The 15,303-nt window shown below is 41.5% G+C and carries 16 protein-coding genes; 13 read left to right on the forward strand and 3 right to left on the reverse strand.

Translation table 11 applies throughout. The features are described 5' to 3' along the window. Positions 1–101: 101 nt before the first annotated feature. From V7K48_RS13750 to V7K48_RS13805, 13 genes are all read left to right on the forward strand, one after another. Positions 102–3,719, forward strand: a complete 3,618-nt coding sequence (locus V7K48_RS13750) for a HEAT repeat domain-containing protein (RefSeq protein ID WP_335073274.1) — start codon at positions 102–104, stop codon at positions 3,717–3,719. Between the two features lie 81 nt (positions 3,720–3,800). Next, positions 3,801–3,992 carry a DUF6888 family protein gene (locus tag V7K48_RS35010; RefSeq protein WP_442942359.1) on the forward strand — a complete coding sequence of 64 codons (192 nt, stop codon included), beginning with the start codon at positions 3,801–3,803 and terminating at the stop codon, positions 3,990–3,992. After that, positions 3,976–4,221 carry a DUF6887 family protein gene (locus V7K48_RS13755; RefSeq protein WP_174710332.1) on the forward strand — a complete coding sequence of 82 codons (246 nt, stop codon included), beginning with the start codon at positions 3,976–3,978 and terminating at the stop codon, positions 4,219–4,221. The genes V7K48_RS35010 and V7K48_RS13755 overlap by 17 nt, the downstream gene beginning before the upstream one ends. 18 nt (positions 4,222–4,239) lie before the next feature. After that, positions 4,240–4,494, forward strand: coding sequence for a hypothetical protein (locus tag V7K48_RS13760; protein ID WP_335073276.1), 255 nt, complete (start codon positions 4,240–4,242; stop codon positions 4,492–4,494). Between the two features lie 9 nt (positions 4,495–4,503). Continuing rightward, a complete protein-coding gene (locus V7K48_RS13765; protein WP_335073278.1) occupies positions 4,504–4,944 on the forward strand; it encodes an HNH endonuclease in 441 nt (146 codons plus the stop codon). A 90-nt stretch (positions 4,945–5,034) separates the two neighbouring features. Then, complete coding sequence (locus tag V7K48_RS13770) at positions 5,035–5,511, forward strand: hypothetical protein (RefSeq protein WP_335073280.1); 477 nt, start codon at positions 5,035–5,037, stop codon at positions 5,509–5,511. A 1,057-nt stretch (positions 5,512–6,568) separates the two neighbouring features. Beyond that, positions 6,569–7,351: a serine O-acetyltransferase gene (gene cysE / locus V7K48_RS13775; protein WP_335073282.1), complete on the forward strand. Its 783-nt coding sequence runs from the start codon at positions 6,569–6,571 to the stop codon at positions 7,349–7,351. Positions 7,352–7,430: 79 nt separating this feature from the next. Further along, positions 7,431–7,700, forward strand: coding sequence for an Asr1405/Asl0597 family protein (locus V7K48_RS13780; protein WP_335073284.1), 270 nt, complete (start codon positions 7,431–7,433; stop codon positions 7,698–7,700). 303 nt (positions 7,701–8,003) lie between these two features. Continuing rightward, a complete protein-coding gene (locus V7K48_RS13785) occupies positions 8,004–8,201 on the forward strand; it encodes a DUF2949 domain-containing protein (protein WP_292795422.1) in 198 nt (65 codons plus the stop codon). Positions 8,202–8,572: 371 nt separating this feature from the next. Beyond that, positions 8,573–9,706, forward strand: coding sequence for a homocitrate synthase (nifV, locus tag V7K48_RS13790; RefSeq protein ID WP_335073285.1), 1,134 nt, complete (start codon positions 8,573–8,575; stop codon positions 9,704–9,706). Beyond that, positions 9,693–9,980: a nitrogen fixation protein NifZ gene (locus V7K48_RS13795; protein ID WP_334811376.1), complete on the forward strand. Its 288-nt coding sequence runs from the start codon at positions 9,693–9,695 to the stop codon at positions 9,978–9,980. Before nifV ends, V7K48_RS13795 begins: the two co-directional genes overlap by 14 nt. After that, positions 9,955–10,158 carry a putative nitrogen fixation protein NifT gene (gene nifT / locus V7K48_RS13800; protein WP_298921155.1) on the forward strand — a complete coding sequence of 68 codons (204 nt, stop codon included), beginning with the start codon at positions 9,955–9,957 and terminating at the stop codon, positions 10,156–10,158. The genes V7K48_RS13795 and nifT overlap by 26 nt, the downstream gene beginning before the upstream one ends. A gap of 114 nt (positions 10,159–10,272) precedes the next feature. Beyond that, complete coding sequence (locus V7K48_RS13805) at positions 10,273–10,818, forward strand: (2Fe-2S) ferredoxin domain-containing protein (protein ID WP_335073287.1); 546 nt, start codon at positions 10,273–10,275, stop codon at positions 10,816–10,818. A 583-nt stretch (positions 10,819–11,401) separates the two neighbouring features. On the opposite strand, the gene V7K48_RS13810 is transcribed toward V7K48_RS13805, so the two are convergent. From V7K48_RS13810 to V7K48_RS13820, 3 genes are all read right to left on the reverse strand, one after another. Further along, the gene (locus tag V7K48_RS13810; protein ID WP_335073289.1) at positions 11,402–12,343 is read right to left on the reverse strand and encodes a PEP-CTERM sorting domain-containing protein; all 942 of its coding nucleotides are present in this window, start codon (positions 12,341–12,343) and stop codon (positions 11,402–11,404) included. A 727-nt stretch (positions 12,344–13,070) separates the two neighbouring features. Then, positions 13,071–14,453: a 1-acyl-sn-glycerol-3-phosphate acyltransferase gene (locus V7K48_RS13815; protein ID WP_335073291.1), complete on the reverse strand. Its 1,383-nt coding sequence runs from the start codon at positions 14,451–14,453 to the stop codon at positions 13,071–13,073. A gap of 279 nt (positions 14,454–14,732) precedes the next feature. Further along, positions 14,733–15,302, reverse strand: a complete 570-nt coding sequence (locus tag V7K48_RS13820) for a Uma2 family endonuclease (RefSeq protein ID WP_335073293.1) — start codon at positions 15,300–15,302, stop codon at positions 14,733–14,735. Position 15,303 lies beyond the last annotated feature (1 nt).

Here is a 15,303-nt window from a genome sequence, read left to right on the forward strand (position 1 = left end):
GAGAGATTTAGAGAGAGGTTTTCCAAATTCCCTGAAATTCGGAAACATTATTCAAGCTAGTGGATATACTCGTAATCAAACTCTCAACAGAAGCGAGTATTATGCCAGACTTGTTAGCTATTTGGGGTGTAACTCAGGTTGCCGGGTTTATTTTTAAACCCATTCTGGAAGACTTAGCCAAGGATGCTGCTAAAGATTGGGCTAAAGATTTATTAAAAGGCATCCCTGGCAAGATTGTTCAGAAACTTAAGAAGGAAGACATAGAAATTGCTGCGGGGAAAGCGTTAAAGGAATTTTTGCAACTCATGCAACAGCAGTTAAAGGTTCGTTGCAAACTTGCTGAAGCTGAGATTAAAGAGTACACCAAAGACATCCAGAAATTTATCAGCGATAAGTCGGTTACAGAAACTATTGGTAAGGCTTTTGATATTAATTGTGAATCTCTAGACGCGAAAATGCTAGAAGATAGTTGGAACAGACTGCAATTAAAACCTCTGCCATCTAAGTTTAACTGGCAATCATTTACAGAACAGTATTTGACACAAGTCCAAGAACTTCTTTTAGATTCAAAAGAATTACACCATCTCCTCAAATTACAAAAATTATCTGATATTGAAACAAATACCAAAGAAATTGCTGGTGTTATTGTAAATTTTAATTTAACTAAATATCAAGAAGGAATCCGCGAATGTTATGCCAATCTCAAGTTAGATAGCTTAGATACTAGCGGCTATGCCTATAACGAACTGAAGTTATGGCGGATTTTTACTGCTCAAAATGTCCGTGAAGCTCATCAAGTATTACCACAAGTTCACGAACTGCCTAAAGAACATCTTAGACGGCTGCGAGAAAGTGACCAAATAGAAGCAGTTGAATTAGAAGAATTAGAACGCCACAAACGGGTTTATTTTGAACAGCCGATCCATTCAGTTTTAGATGTTGTCAATAAAAAGCAAGATTATAAATACATTGTTATTTTGGGCGATCCTGGTTCTGGGAAGTCTACTTTGTTGCAATTTCTGGCTTTGAATTGGGCAGAGTCTCCACTGGATAATGTTATCTCATTACCGATTCCCTTGCTAATTGAATTACGCACTTATATGCGGCGACGGGAAGATAAGGAGTGCAATAATTTTCTAGAATTCTTCCATCAATGTAGTGGTGCAATTCATCATCTCAATCAGCTTGAACTAGATAAACAATTAAAAGCTGGTAATGCCTTAGTGATGTTTGATGGTTTGGATGAGGTATTTGACCCTGGTAAGCGAGAGGATGTAATTACTGATATTCATCGCTTTACTAATGACTATCCTGATGTGCAGGTAATTGTCACTTCTCGAATTATTGGCTATAAACCGCAACGATTGCTTAATGCTGAGTTTCGCCACTTTATATTACAAGATTTAGACTCAGAACAAATTCAGGATTTTATCAACCGTTGGCATGAGTTAACTTTTACCGATGCAGTAGATAAGGTGAGAAAACGGGAACGGCTACAAAGAGGAATTGAAGCTTCCAAATCTATTACAGAATTGGCGGGAAATCCTCTGCTGTTAACGATGATGGCAATTCTTAATCGGAATCAAGAGCTACCAAGAGATAGAGCCGAGCTTTATAATCAAGCATCGCGGGTATTGCTGCATCAATGGGATGTGGAACGCGCTTTGATAGAAGATCAGAGGTTAGACCCCAAGACTATTGATTATAAAGATAAGCAAGCGATGCTGCGTCAGGTTGCTTATCTGATGCAAACTGGTGAGAAAGATTTGGCAGGTAATTTGATTAATGAAAATGATTTAGTCAAAATTTTAATTGATTATCTCAAAACCATAGAATTTGATAAACCCAGAGAAGTGGCGCGGGTGATAATTAATCAACTGCGGACTCGCAACTTTATGTTATGTTTCCTGGGTGCAGATTATTATGCTTTTGTACATCGGACATTTTTAGAATATTTCTGTGCTTGGGAGTTTGTCTGGCAGTTTAAAGAAACGCAAACGCTGACTATTGAGGAACTTAAGGATGAAGTTTTTGGCAAACACTGGCAAGATGAAAGTTGGCATGAAGTCTTGCTGCTAATTGCGGGAATGATTGAGCCAAGATTTGTTGGGGAGATTCTTGATTATTTAATGGCGCAAGATGACGAAGAGGAAAAGTTTGTCAATCTCTTTTTAGCGGCTAAGTGTCTTGTAGAGGTGAGAAATCGCTCGGTAATTGCGTCAACAGCTACTAAATTATTTAACGAGCTACAAGACTTAACTAAATATGACCTCTGGTACTATTACGACCCCCAGCCATATAGAGAAGAAACTTGGCTAGTTAGGAAAATTCGCACTCAAGCAGTCACAGCAATTACAACGACCTGGCAAGAATCTCCTAACACCAAAACCTGGCTCAAAGAACGCGCTACCCAGGATGATAACGGGTTTGTCCGACGTGCAGCAGTCTGGGCATTAGCCCAAAACTTCAAAGATAACCCCGATACCAAAACCTGGCTCAAAGAACGCGCTACCCAGGATGATAACGGGTTTGTCCGACGTGCAGCAGTCTGGGCATTAGCCGAGAACTTTAAAGATGACCCCGATACCAAAACCTGGCTCAAAAAACACGCTATCCAGGATGATTACGAAGATGTGCGAGGTGAAGCAGTCTGGGCATTAGCCGAGAACTTCAAAGATGACCCCGACACCAAAACCTTCTTCAAAGAACGCGCTACCCAGGATGATCACGAAGATGTGCGAGGTGAAGCAGTCAGAGGATTAGCAAACAACTTCAAAGATGATCCCGATATCAAAACCTTCTTCAAAGAATGCGCTACACACGATGATCATGAGTATGTGCGAAGTACAGCAGTCAGAGAATTAGCGAACAACTTCAAAGATGATCCCGACATCAAAACCTGGCTCAAAGAACGCGCTACCCAGGATGATCACGAAGATGTGCGAGGTGAAGCAGTCCGAGAATTAGCGAACAACTTCAAAGATGATCTCGACACCAAAACCTGGCTCAAAGAACGTGCTACCCACGATGATCATGAGTATGTGCGAAGTACAGCAGTCAGAGGATTAGCGAACAACTTCAAAGATGATCCCGACACCAAAACCTGGCTCAAAGAACGCGCTACCCACGATGATCATGAGTATGTGCGAAGTACAGCAGTCAGAGGATTAGCGGACAACTTCAAAGATGACCCCGAAACCAAAACCTGGCTCAAAGAACGCGCTAACCACGATGATAACTGGAATGTGCGACGTGCAGCAGTCCAAGAATTAGCGAATCACTTCAAAGATGACCCCGACACCAAATCCATCCTCAAAGAATGCGCTACCCACGATGATAACTGCGTAGTCCGATTTGCAGCAGTCCAAGAATTAGCGAATCACTTCAAAGATGACCCCGACACCAAAACCATCCTCAAAGAACACGCTACCCAGGATGAGCACTGGACTGTGCGAGGTGTAGCAGTCCAAAAATTAGCTAAATACTTTAAATATCAGCCTGAGTTGTTTGACATCTACCACAACTGCGCTATTAATGACCCCTTTGAGCGCAAGGAAAAGGATGAAACTAATCCTCGGTATATTGCACTAGAGATAATTATCAAGCAATTTCCTCAGCATCCCCAAACTTTACCACTGTTGCGCGATCGCGCCAAAAATGACCCAGATGAGCAAGTGCGGGAATTTGCTCAGAAGAAGTTAAAGCAGTTGGAAGGATAAATGTAAGCTGATTTACTATTCACAGTAGAAACCGCAAAAGAAAGGCTTACTATTATCCATGTCACAATTGAGGAACAGACGATTTACCCAACATACGCACAAGCTATAGCCTGTCTACGTGTCTGCCAGATGTTATCTAATACCTATCGGAGTATTGAGCTATTTCGCTTTGATGACCAAACCGGAGTTGTATTTATTTTTGTCAATGAAGAACTCCAAATCATTGTACCCGCTAATGGAAACTGGAGGTTTTTAAATGCGACCGAATTTTGAAGCAATGACTAACAAAGAACTAATAGCTTACGCACTTGCACACCGGGAAGATGTCGAGCCTTTGCGTGTTTTGTATGGCCGCCGCACTCCTGACTCAGAAGCAACATGGTACGGGCCAATGGTAGCTGAAGATGGTACGCCAATAGAAGAAAATATTCGCATTGCAGAAGAAGCGATTAGGCAACGCATTGAGCAAGCAAATCAAAGCAAGCAAGATTCTCAAAGTTAAATAAAAAGAGGTAATCTCATGACTACATCTGTAAATACAGCCAAAGTCTACGATGAAATTATAGAGTTTATTGCTGCTGGCACCACTCCCCAAAGCGTTATCGATTTCAAACTCTCAGATGCAGCCAAAGACCGTTTAGAGGATCTCGTTTACCGCGCAAAAACTGAAGGTCTTACAGAAAGCGATAAGCGAGAGTTAGATCATTTCCTCACGCTAGAGCATATTATGAGGTTGGCAAAAGCAAAAGCTCATCAGTACATTAAGCCTAAGTAAGTATTCAAAATGTCTCGTTTATATATTAATGCAGAACTGCGGCGTTTAGTTGTCGATCGCGCTGCCTATCTATGCGAGTATTGTTTATATCCAGAAGTAGAGGGCTTAAGCTGTCAAGTTGACCATATCATCAGTGTCAAACACGGCGGCGCTACAACAGCAGATAATCTCTGCTATACCTGTATTTTCTGTAACCTGCAAAAGGGGACGGATTTGGGGTCAATTAATTGGCAAACTGGCGAACTTGTGCGGTTTTTTAACCCACGCAGAGACTTTTGGGGTGAGCATTTTCGACTAGATGAAGCTGTAATTGTGCATAAAACAGACATCGGTGAAGTCACCGCACGCATCCTAGATTTTAACGGCGATGAAAGAATTCTAGAACGACAAGCTTTGATTGCATCTGGTCAGTATCCCTCAGCATCGGCGCTAAAACAGATAAATAAATAGGTTATGATGTGCGATCGCATCCACTAATGGGAATTCTATATTTAGCAAAACTTGCTACTTAACCACTAGAACTCCTAAGGTAAATATACGATGGCCTATCAAAATATTGTAGCCTCCCTTTCGCCACAAGATATCCAAGAAGTTAAAGCGGCGCTACAGAAAGTCCAACAAAAGCTCCCCTTCTTGATTACTCTCAGCACGGAAGAACGGCGGAAGTTGGTAAAAATGGGCGACAAAAGCCTAGCCTTTGTGAACAATAGCGTCACCGCTGCTCAGTCTAACCCCGAAATCCTTCCAGCCACTTTTGACGTTGAGGAACTTGTTCGGGATTATCAATTAGCCGCTGCGCTCACCGAACTTTTAATCTCAATCCAGCAACTCAGTGAACAGGTTGATGATACTCTAATGGCAGTCGGTAGTGAAGCTATGACTAGCAGTTTGACTGTTTATGATTACGTCAAGACAGCATCAAAAAAGACTCCAGGCTTAAAAACTGTCGCTGAACAATTGGGCGAACGCTTTAAAGCTATTAGTAAAGGTAAATCTGCAAAAACTCCCGTCTCTTGATAAATTAATACTCATCGGCGAGTCTGATATCATTTTCAAAAATCTTTGTAATATAGGGCTTCTCGTTTGTATCCAATACACTTTCACCTCACTTCCATTCCTCTCTCCTAAAAGAAGAGAGGCTTTGAATCTTACTCCCCTTCCCTTGTAGGGAAGGGGTTGGGGGTTAGGTCTCTATTGCACTCAACACAGAAGCACTATAAATAAATTTGCTTTAAGGGCGTACAGATGTACACCCTTACTTTGTTCATCCACCTTTGAACTCCGTGGCCGAGTCTTTGAACTGGATGAATCCACCTTTGAACTCCGTGGCCGAGTCTTTGAATTGGATGAATCCACCTTTGAACTCCGTGGCCGAGTCTTTGAACTGGATGAATCCACCTTTGAACTCCGTGGCCGAGTCTTTGAACTGGATGAATCCACCTTTGAACTCCGTGGCCGAGTCTTTGAACTGGATGAATCAGTCTCGAAAATTTAAATGCTCAGTTTTGGCGTAGACGCGTTGGCGTAGCCTCTCGTAGAGAAGCGGCTTGCCGAAGGCATCGCAACTTCAACACATCTATATAATAAAATAGTCAATATGAGCTATAACTATATTTTTAAACGTATATGTACATACAGACAGCAAATCCTAAAAGAAAATAAAGAAACTTGTCTTTCGCCTAACTAAATAATAGGATACTAATAGTAGTAACATATACAAAAAATCAATTTGTAGCCTCATCTAACTGATCTTTGAGTGCATCTGAGTACAGCTTAATATATTGCAAAATATCTTGACTAAATCTTAGCAAACGCTTACAGGTAAAGTTTCTTGTAGCGAGTACAGAAATTCTTAACCCCTGCCCCAAAAATACTAGTACCCCCATGATTAAATACTAGCGCCCCTACCCCAAGACATATTTTAAGTTTATCTTAAGTCAGGGTTTCGGCGTTTGAGTACAATCTTAATCAATCCAATAAATCCAATCAGCATTGGGTTTCCTATCGAGTTGGAAGTCACCTGATATAAGCATAAAAATAGCAGATGACTCTTTTTACCAGATAGACATTACCGATGCAACAGTCTTTAGACAGTATTAGCGATTCCCAGACTACCAAAACGCAGGATTCTGCACATACATCCATGCTAAAAAATTTACTCTCTGGCGTTTTTTTTGAGCCATTATTGAGTGATTTTCGCATTATCTTTGAGCGCGATCCAGCAGCACGTAATTGGTTAGAAGTGGTGTTTTGCTACCCCGGATTGCACGCACTCTGTTTGCATCGTCTTGCTCACTGGTTACATGGTCGAGGTGTAGGCTTTATCCCCCGGTTTATTTCTCATTTGGGACGATTTTTGACCGGAATTGAAATTCACCCAAGTGCAGAGATTGGTCAAGGTGTGTTTATCGACCACGGAATGGGTGTTGTCATTGGCGAAACTGCGATCGTCGGCGACTATACACTGATTTACCAAGGCGTTACCCTTGGCGGAACTGGTAAAGAAAGTGGTAAGCGTCATCCCACAGTGGGCAAAAATGCAGTGATCGGGGCGGGTGCGAAAGTTTTAGGTAATCTGCAAATTGGCGATCGCGTCCGCATTGGTGCAGGTTCCATTGTCTTACAGAATATCCCCAGCGATTCCACTGTGGTAGGAGTTCCCGGTCGAATTATTTCTCGGAATGAAAGCGCCAACCTTTCTCCTTTAGAGCATGGAAAGCTACCCGATGTGGAAGCAACCGTGATTCGTTCTTTGCTCTCACGCATTGAGCAACTCGAAAAACAACTGCAAACTTTAAGACAGGAGTTAGGAGTAGAGACGCGATTAATCGCGTCTGTACAGGAGAGACGCGATTAATCACATTTGTACAGGAGTTAGTAATTATTCTCTCTCATCTCCCCCATCTCCCTCATCTACCCCACTCCCCTTTGCCAATATGAGAAAATTAGACGCCTCACAACTTAGTTCCGACCCCTTAGGTGATCAAGTTTTGCAGATTCCTTTGAGCGATCGCTGGCGAATCTATCACCGTTTGCAAGAGTTAAAAATTAATAGCTCTTGTCCCCCCGATGGTTCTTTACGAGTGCAAGTGAACAATTTGCTAGAAGTAATTCTAATTCGCAGTACAGTTATGCAATTTCTTGCTTCTCGTCACGAATTATTAGAGTGGCTAGAGCGTTGCTGGCATTACAGTGATGAAAAATGAATTGTTTTTGTCAGACCTAATTCAGACACTATTAATCTTGAATTCATGACGCAAGCACTGCACTTCATACTTTTTGTTCATAGATGCACAAAACTATTCGATGTTTAGAAGTTGAAGTTACTGTGCGCTAGCAGATTTTGTTGCAGACTGAGAAGGATTAGCCGAGTTTTAGATTTTGTTTAGTCTGCTAAATCTAAAAATTCCCTGACATCTAGCGACAATTAAGAAGGCGAAATTACCAAATAAAAATTGTAATTTCTGATTTTTAATTATTTCCCAAATTAAGAAATTGAAAGTTCGATTATGGCGACTCGGAACAGAAATATAAAACTCCTCAATTTTTTGCACAATGAACTTGAACTTTCAAATGCCGATATTGCTGTGGCTCTGCGACACCGTGAATTAGAAAATGGCCCACTACCGATGCTCCTCTGGCAGTATGGTTTAGTTGACTTGGAGCAGCTAGGAAAGATTTTTGACTGGCTAGCAGAACAAAGTTAGCTAATTTGTACCCATTACCTTTGAGTAGCATTACCTGCCTAAATTACACCCCAATGCTCTAGAAAATCTGAGGTTACTAAGATGATTACATCCTTAATTGCTGGATTCTGTGTCTTACTTTGTTCCGGATTTGCTAATAGTTATATTAGTTCATTGCTAGTCGACCAAAATTCAACCAACCTTGGTAAAAACGATTAGTAAATTATACATGGTTTTAGTTCCTTGCCATACAGATGTGATGCTACAAATCGGTCAATAATTAAGGATCATGTATCCTACATTATGAATTGTGATATTTTTAGCATTTGCCATCGCTGGGGATTGTAGAGAGAAAGGATATTAAGAATACTTCCAAGAGAGGGATATTTGCAATGAATCAAATCATCATTAATGACACTACATTACGTGATGGCGAACAAGCCGCAGGTGTTGCCTTTAACCTAGAAGAAAAAGTTGCGATCGCTAAGTTTCTCGATGCCATTGGTGTTCCCGAATTAGAAGTCGGTATACCGGCAATGGGTGACGAAGAAACACGAGCGATCGCAGCAATTTGTAACTTGGGTTTACAAGCAAAACTCCTAGGCTGGAACCGCGCTGTCATCTCAGACATTAAGGCTTCCATAGCCTGTAGTCTGAACCGGGTGCATATTGCCATTCCCGTCTCTGGTATCCAAATCGCCGCCAAATTCCACGGTCAATGGCGAGTAAGTTTGCAAAAACTCAAAGACTGTATCAGTTTCGCAGTCGATCAAGGTCTTTGGGTAGCAGTCGGCGGAGAAGATTCTTCCAGAGCTGATGAAAACTTCCTCTTAGATGTAGCACTTTATGCTCAAGAATGGGGTGCATCCCGCTTCCGCTTCTGCGATACCGTAGGAGTTCTCGACCCTTTCACAACCTACACAAAGGTCAAACGGCTGGTTTCAGCTTTGATGATTCCCCTAGAAATCCATACCCACAATGATTTTGGTCTGGCAACTGCCAACGCCCTTGCAGGTATAAAAGCTGGAGCATTATCAGTGAATACCACAGTCAACGGATTAGGTGAAAGGGCGGGAAATGCAGCTCTAGAAGAAGTTGTCATGGCTATCAAACGCATCTACGGCGTTGATTTGGGCATCAACACTCGCAGTTTGCTGGAACTGTCTCAACTAGTTGCAGTTGCATCAGGTGCAGATGTACCACCCTGGAAAGCGATCGTCGGCGAAAATACCTTTGCTCACGAATCTGGCATTCATGCTCACGGAGTACTGCAAAACCCCATTACCTACGAACCATTTGCTCCCGAAGAAGTTGGTTGGGAACGGCGTTTAGTCTTAGGTAAACATTCTGGACGGCATTTGGTTTCAAACTTACTAGAGCAGCATGGCATTTTCTTGAACTCCCAAGAAACCCAGTCTGTTTTAGACGCAGTGCGCCATCAATCCGTACAGAAAAAACGCAGTTTGACGACAGAAGAACTATTGAATTTGGTCAGAGAACAGAGGTACTCTCATGCAACGCGATGAATTAGAACTAAACTTGCCACCTGCTTTTGAAATTGGTGAAAAAGTAAGAGTTCGGAAACTGCTAAAAAACGATGGGACCTTTCCTGGTAAAGAAGTCGGGCAAGTTTTAGTGAACAAAGGAGATATCGGCTACATAGCAAGTATAGGCACATATTTGCAGAGTTCATATATCTATGCTGTGCATTTCCTAGAAACAGGGTTCGTCGTCGGCTGTATGAAAAAAGAACTAGAATCTGTTGAGGAATCTCATGAAAGTAATGCTACGCATGAATGACGCCGGTACCTTAGTAGTTTACGTTGCTAAAAAAGACCTTGAAGAAGAAGTAGTCAAACAAACCGATGGAAATGATGGCAAGATTCTCACCCTAGCAAATGGTTGGGAATTGGAATTTCGTGATTTGCCAGACACAGCAAATTTACCGCAAACTGTAGAAGCTAAACGCCTCTCGTAAAAAAAAGTTAGGAGTTATGAATGATAATTTATAATTATTAACTCATAACTTTTAACTCCTAACTCCTGCACAGACGCGATTAATCGCGTCTCTACTCCTAAATTTTTATCAATCATGGGTAACAAGTATCTGACATTATCAGAATTGAATCTTGAGGGACAGTTACTAGGTTTTGTTGGTGGTGATCCAGGAAAATATAAATACTTGCAATTGGCAGTTCCATCTGGAAATGTGGAAATTAAACTGCCTAAAGAGTTGCGCCGTTCTCTAAGTTCATCTTTAGTTCCTGGCCAGCAAATTCGCGTTTGTGGTCATAGTAAGGTAGACTCACGCACAAGTAAAATTAAAATCAAAGCCTATCGGGTGACACCAATTGATGCGTGTCCAAATCAAGATTTACCGCCTGAAACCAAAGCGAGAATTATGGTATGTCAAAAGTCCGGTTGCCTCAAGCGTGGTGGTAAAGGGTTTTTATCAGAATTAGAAAAAACTTTAGGCGATCGCGGTTTGTTAGACAAAGTTACCATTGAACATACTGGTTGCCAAAAATGCTGTAGCAGCGCCCCCAACTGTGTTTTAGAACTTGGTAAAAAGAAATACAAGAATATTCAACCGGAAGCGATCGCATCTTTGCTAGAAAGTCACTTAACTCAAGAGTAATAACCTTCTCTAGCTATTCTTAAAATAATACACAATTTTGTAGGGGTAAAATTTTACCCCTATTTGTTGTTGGTATCGTCTGTGTAGCACCCTTGTCAAACTGCGATCGGCTAAGTTATACCTGCTGCACTGCTAGAACACCAATTCAGTTATCCTAGAAGAACCTCTCCCCCAACCCCTCTTCGAGAGAGGGGAGTTTAGCTCCCCCTTTCTTTGTAGTCTATCCATTACCCGGATCTTTCTTAACATTTGTGAGAGCGATCGCTCTTGTTTTTTCTAACCCTGATTAGTTCGTCGTTAATTCTCAATAAAAATGCAGTTTTAGCGATAATATTAAGTGCTAATTTGTCAAGTATGCCTAAACCCTCAGTCTCTGAGATAAAAAATGCTCTTACTAGAAAGTAAGAGCATTGAAATTTAATTATTTAATGTTGAGTGGCGAAATCTATAGAGATTGGGATACTTTTTGCTTAACCTTTATCCAAAATTCTATTACTCAGGCGATCATTTTTTGGAGAAAAATGTAGTCTTTTCTCGTGTCCATAATCACTGAAGATAAATCAAGTTCTATTGCAAATAGTCCCTACCCAATTGCTACAATAGACCTCTTGCGCCGTTTACTGCCAGCTAAGGCCAGACCGACGATTCCTAAACCAGCAAGACTAGCAGGCTCAGGAGTCGATTTGAGAATAGTAGATTTCTTAAATTCAAATGCAATGGTTTGTGTGCCGTTGAATTTGTTGGCATCATAGCCAGTGGTTAGCAACTGCTGCGTTACATCACCCTTTGCTATAAACGAGATTTCATTAAGATAATTTCCAGAGTTGATGACATTAAGATTAAATGTCTTGTCTTTGCCGTTATTGGTAAAGTAACTACTGGTCAAATCACCATAACCGACAACACCACCACCTTGTTTTACCTGAGTTTCGTAAGAAATCCATCCATCTCCTGTCAAACCACCATATCCAACACTGTAGCCTTCTTTGCTATCAGCAACTGTCTTTGCCTGAACACCACTATAAACACCTAGTTGTTGTACCCCGGAAGCATTCACTGAGGAGAAATGAATACCAAACAAATCTCCACTGCTCATAGCATCTTCAAAGGTCTTACCGGCCATGTTGAAGAACAAATCACCATATCCAATCTGACCACCGCTAGCACCCGCTTCAGCCTCTCCTGTTAACTTCATATTGCCATTGATTGCCACAATGACGCTGGTAGCAGTTTCTTTGATAGCCATACCAGAGATATCGTAAGGATTTACTTTCCCTGGCGCAGCACCAACCCAGTAATTCCCGTTCATCCCATCTGTGTTTGAATCAAGTGCATACTGCCAGCCACTAGTATCAGTGGGGGTTTGACCCATAAAAAGACCGGTAGTGTCGTTCAGACACTCCAAAGATATGCTAAATGCTGTTCCCTTTAAGTCGGAGGCATATGCTCCTTGACCAGCTACAAAGAAGATTCCAAAAGTAGTAATGCCAATCTTCAGTAAATTGAATAAGCTCTGAGTTTTCATTATTTATAACCTGATTGATTTAGGGAATCACAATTTCCTGGACTTCTCTATTTGTAATTTGAATTCCAAAAATAAAAAAGCGTGATTCTTCTGAAAATCTAATTTGGATAACTTAACGGTAATTTTATAAAACTCAAATAACCAATTACATATTTAGTTAAAATTGCTTTTAACTAACCTAATTGTATTAAAGGTGAAATCGTAGCAAAGCCAAGTAGACCTAGTAGCCTAAGATTTTCTGCATCCATTTATTTAGATAGTTTTGAAAAACTTTTGGGTTTGTGTAAGCTTAATAAACCATGTCCCGTCAGCATCTCCGTACAGGGCATCTAAACCCGCGATTGCTAGAAGTTTTTTTCTACATTCAGTAGATCACAACGTTTTTTAGAACCCCTGCCACATGGGCATTTCAACAAAACAGCTAGATATAATAAAATAACTGATTAATCAGCGTTTCCGGCGACATTCGGAATTAACACAAAGCGATCGCCTTGAAACTAACGCTGCTTCCCCCAAATTCACGATGCCTGAAACCCTCATGATTGCGTCAGTTTCCGAAAGTTTTTGATCTACTTTAGAAAGTAATATCCGATTCGGATGAACACTTGGGCATTTACATTGCACTCTTGCTAGTTAAGGGAGTCAGGAGCTAGGGGTCGAAATCAATCAGCCTGCTGACGACTGACACTTTTATTCTGGTTCCTAGCTAAAGATGCAACCTTCCTAATCAAATCAATCCTTCCATCGCGTGTTGTAAATCATTCGTTACTTCAGCAACAGCCTGTCTAGCACCCAAACGATTTTCTTTATACGCGGGGTAGCGCTCAGAAACAGATATGGGTTCACCCACAGTAATTTTGACTTTTTGCTTACCCAATTGCGGACGCTGTACAGCTTTATCACCTTTGATTTTAGCGATCATCTGCCATAAAATTAAAGTTGTCTCAGCAAACCTTTCTACCGTTGGGTTTTCTCGAATATAATTACCAGAAACAGCCACAAAACTTTCTACTAAACGCATATGCCACATCCGCGCATTTGCTTCTTCCGCAACGCGATCGCCTAAAGCTTTTTCTACAGCAGACACTCCTTTTACATCCTTAAATTCTTCTCTAAATATATAATTCCAACCCGCTTGTTCTACTCGCCGACAGCGGTCAGTCAAATTCCCTTTTGGCTGCAAGTCAAAATACTGTTCTGATATTTGTAGCGCTGCATTTAATAAAGCTTGCAAAAGAACTGCTAACGCTTCATTTCTATCTTCGATTTCTCCTGCTACTGTTTTGGCATCCGGCAGCTTTTGATGATAAAAGCGCGTGTAAAATTGTTCCATCAGCGAAAGTAAATGTTCTGCCAAAGTCAATAACCGGGGATAAAGCGACTCTACAGAAGCATGTTCTGGTGGATTCACAGGTAAACCACTAGCCGCTTCCAATTCACTTAAAAGATTGGCGATCGCATCCCAAGGAGCATCAACGTAACTATATTTAATCCCAACTGGTACAATTAGAACCTGTTGATCGCGTCCAGCTTTGTGCAAATCTTCGGCACACCAAAAGCCTAATTGGGCGATACCAGGTTCTAAGGGGCTAATATTCTCTGATAAACCATTGGTAGCACCTTCTGGCGCAGCCGCCATCGGGAATTTCCCATTGGCAAACAAGTCACGCGCCGAACGTAACCCCGTCCAGTCAGCTTTACCCCGTTGAATCGGAGTACCACCTAAATGAGAAGCAATCCAGCCAACATGGGCACCTGCCCATAGAGGAATGCCGCGATCGTAGATAAAATGAGCGTGAATCGGAAGTTCTAACGCTGTACCTTGCGATCGTGCTACCTTTGGTACGAGTTGAGACAGCAAGTAACCTAAACAAAGTGGATCGTCTGTTTTCGGATGGCGAAATGCCAGCATAAAACGGATCTTACCCTCCTGAAACTGGCGATAGAGATCCACCAGAACCTCTACGTTGTCTGCTTCAATTTGGGTAATAGCTGTTTGCCAGTTTATCCAACTGGGTAGCAACAGATCGACAACTCGTAGCAATAAAGGGTTAAACGCTGGAGGAATAAATTCTAAGGGTGCCTGTGCTTGATAAATTACATCTGCCAAAGTAGTTTCTCCTAAAAATGCCGTGATTTATTATCACCTGGTGGTTATTTCTTTTAAGATATCTTAACGGCTGTAAGATGCCCTGACGACTGAAGTCGCGGCAATATCTGCCTATGGCACTGCCCAGAACGCACCATGCAGATTCAAAAACTAGGATACCTTCTTAGTCGGTCTACGCAGGTTATTTTAATCAACCGCACCTACGCAGATTTATAAAGTATTTTCTACTGCAATGGAAAGTATGGGCAGATAGTGGAGGTTTAGCAGCACTTGCAAATCTTAATAACAGGATAGACTCAAGCTAAATCCTGGCAATACATTTTCACCTGATAATTGTGTGGGCAGATTTTGCACTTCCACATCTTGGTTTTGGCGATAAATTTCTACTTGCTGCTGTTGGGGGTTAATTAACCATGCCAATTGCACGCCTGCATCCATATATTCGTGCATTTTGGAACGCAACATTTCTAAATCATCTGTTGCTGACCTTAATTCAATAACAAAATCGGGTGCAATGGGGGGAAATTTGCGTCTTTGTTTAGATGTAAGTGCTTGCCAACGTTCTTGTTGAATCCAAGCGGCATCTGGAGAACGATCAGCACCATTGGGTAATTTGAATATAGTAGAAGAACTGAAGGTAAAACCGAGGCCAGTTTGCCGATTCCAGATTCCCAGATCAATAATTAAATCTGCTTCTCGATTGCCGCTTTCACCTCCAACGGGGGACATGATGATTAATTCTCCCTTGGCAGTTCGTTCAAATTTCAATTCGCGGTTATTTTGACATAAGTGATAAAATTGTTCGTCACTCAGGTGAACGGTGTCTAGTTTTAATGTCAAAGGACTCATA

Origin of the sequence: Nostoc sp. (assembly GCF_036919615.1) — a bacterium.
Taxonomy (GTDB): Bacteria; Cyanobacteriota; Cyanobacteriia; order Cyanobacteriales; family Nostocaceae; genus Nostoc.

Excerpts from the sequence above, each read along its gene's own strand:
- V7K48_RS13750 (WP_335073274.1), top strand. The coding sequence starts at position 102 with ATGCCAGACTTGTTAGCTATTTGGGGTGTAACTCAGGTTGCCGGGTTT.
- V7K48_RS13755 (WP_174710332.1), top strand. The coding sequence starts at position 3,976 with ATGCGACCGAATTTTGAAGCAATGACTAACAAAGAACTAATAGCTTAC.
- V7K48_RS13760 (WP_335073276.1), top strand. The coding sequence starts at position 4,240 with ATGACTACATCTGTAAATACAGCCAAAGTCTACGATGAAATTATAGAG.
- V7K48_RS13765 (WP_335073278.1), top strand. The coding sequence starts at position 4,504 with ATGTCTCGTTTATATATTAATGCAGAACTGCGGCGTTTAGTTGTCGAT.
- V7K48_RS13770 (WP_335073280.1), top strand. The coding sequence starts at position 5,035 with ATGGCCTATCAAAATATTGTAGCCTCCCTTTCGCCACAAGATATCCAA.
- cysE (WP_335073282.1), top strand. The coding sequence starts at position 6,569 with ATGCAACAGTCTTTAGACAGTATTAGCGATTCCCAGACTACCAAAACG.
- V7K48_RS13780 (WP_335073284.1), top strand. The coding sequence starts at position 7,431 with ATGAGAAAATTAGACGCCTCACAACTTAGTTCCGACCCCTTAGGTGAT.
- V7K48_RS13785 (WP_292795422.1), top strand. The coding sequence starts at position 8,004 with ATGGCGACTCGGAACAGAAATATAAAACTCCTCAATTTTTTGCACAAT.
- nifV (WP_335073285.1), top strand. The coding sequence starts at position 8,573 with ATGAATCAAATCATCATTAATGACACTACATTACGTGATGGCGAACAA.
- V7K48_RS13795 (WP_334811376.1), top strand. The coding sequence starts at position 9,693 with ATGCAACGCGATGAATTAGAACTAAACTTGCCACCTGCTTTTGAAATT.
- nifT (WP_298921155.1), top strand. The coding sequence starts at position 9,955 with ATGAAAGTAATGCTACGCATGAATGACGCCGGTACCTTAGTAGTTTAC.
- V7K48_RS13805 (WP_335073287.1), top strand. The coding sequence starts at position 10,273 with ATGGGTAACAAGTATCTGACATTATCAGAATTGAATCTTGAGGGACAG.
- V7K48_RS13810 (WP_335073289.1), bottom strand. The coding sequence starts at position 12,343 with ATGAAAACTCAGAGCTTATTCAATTTACTGAAGATTGGCATTACTACT.
- V7K48_RS13820 (WP_335073293.1), bottom strand. The coding sequence starts at position 15,302 with ATGAGTCCTTTGACATTAAAACTAGACACCGTTCACCTGAGTGACGAA.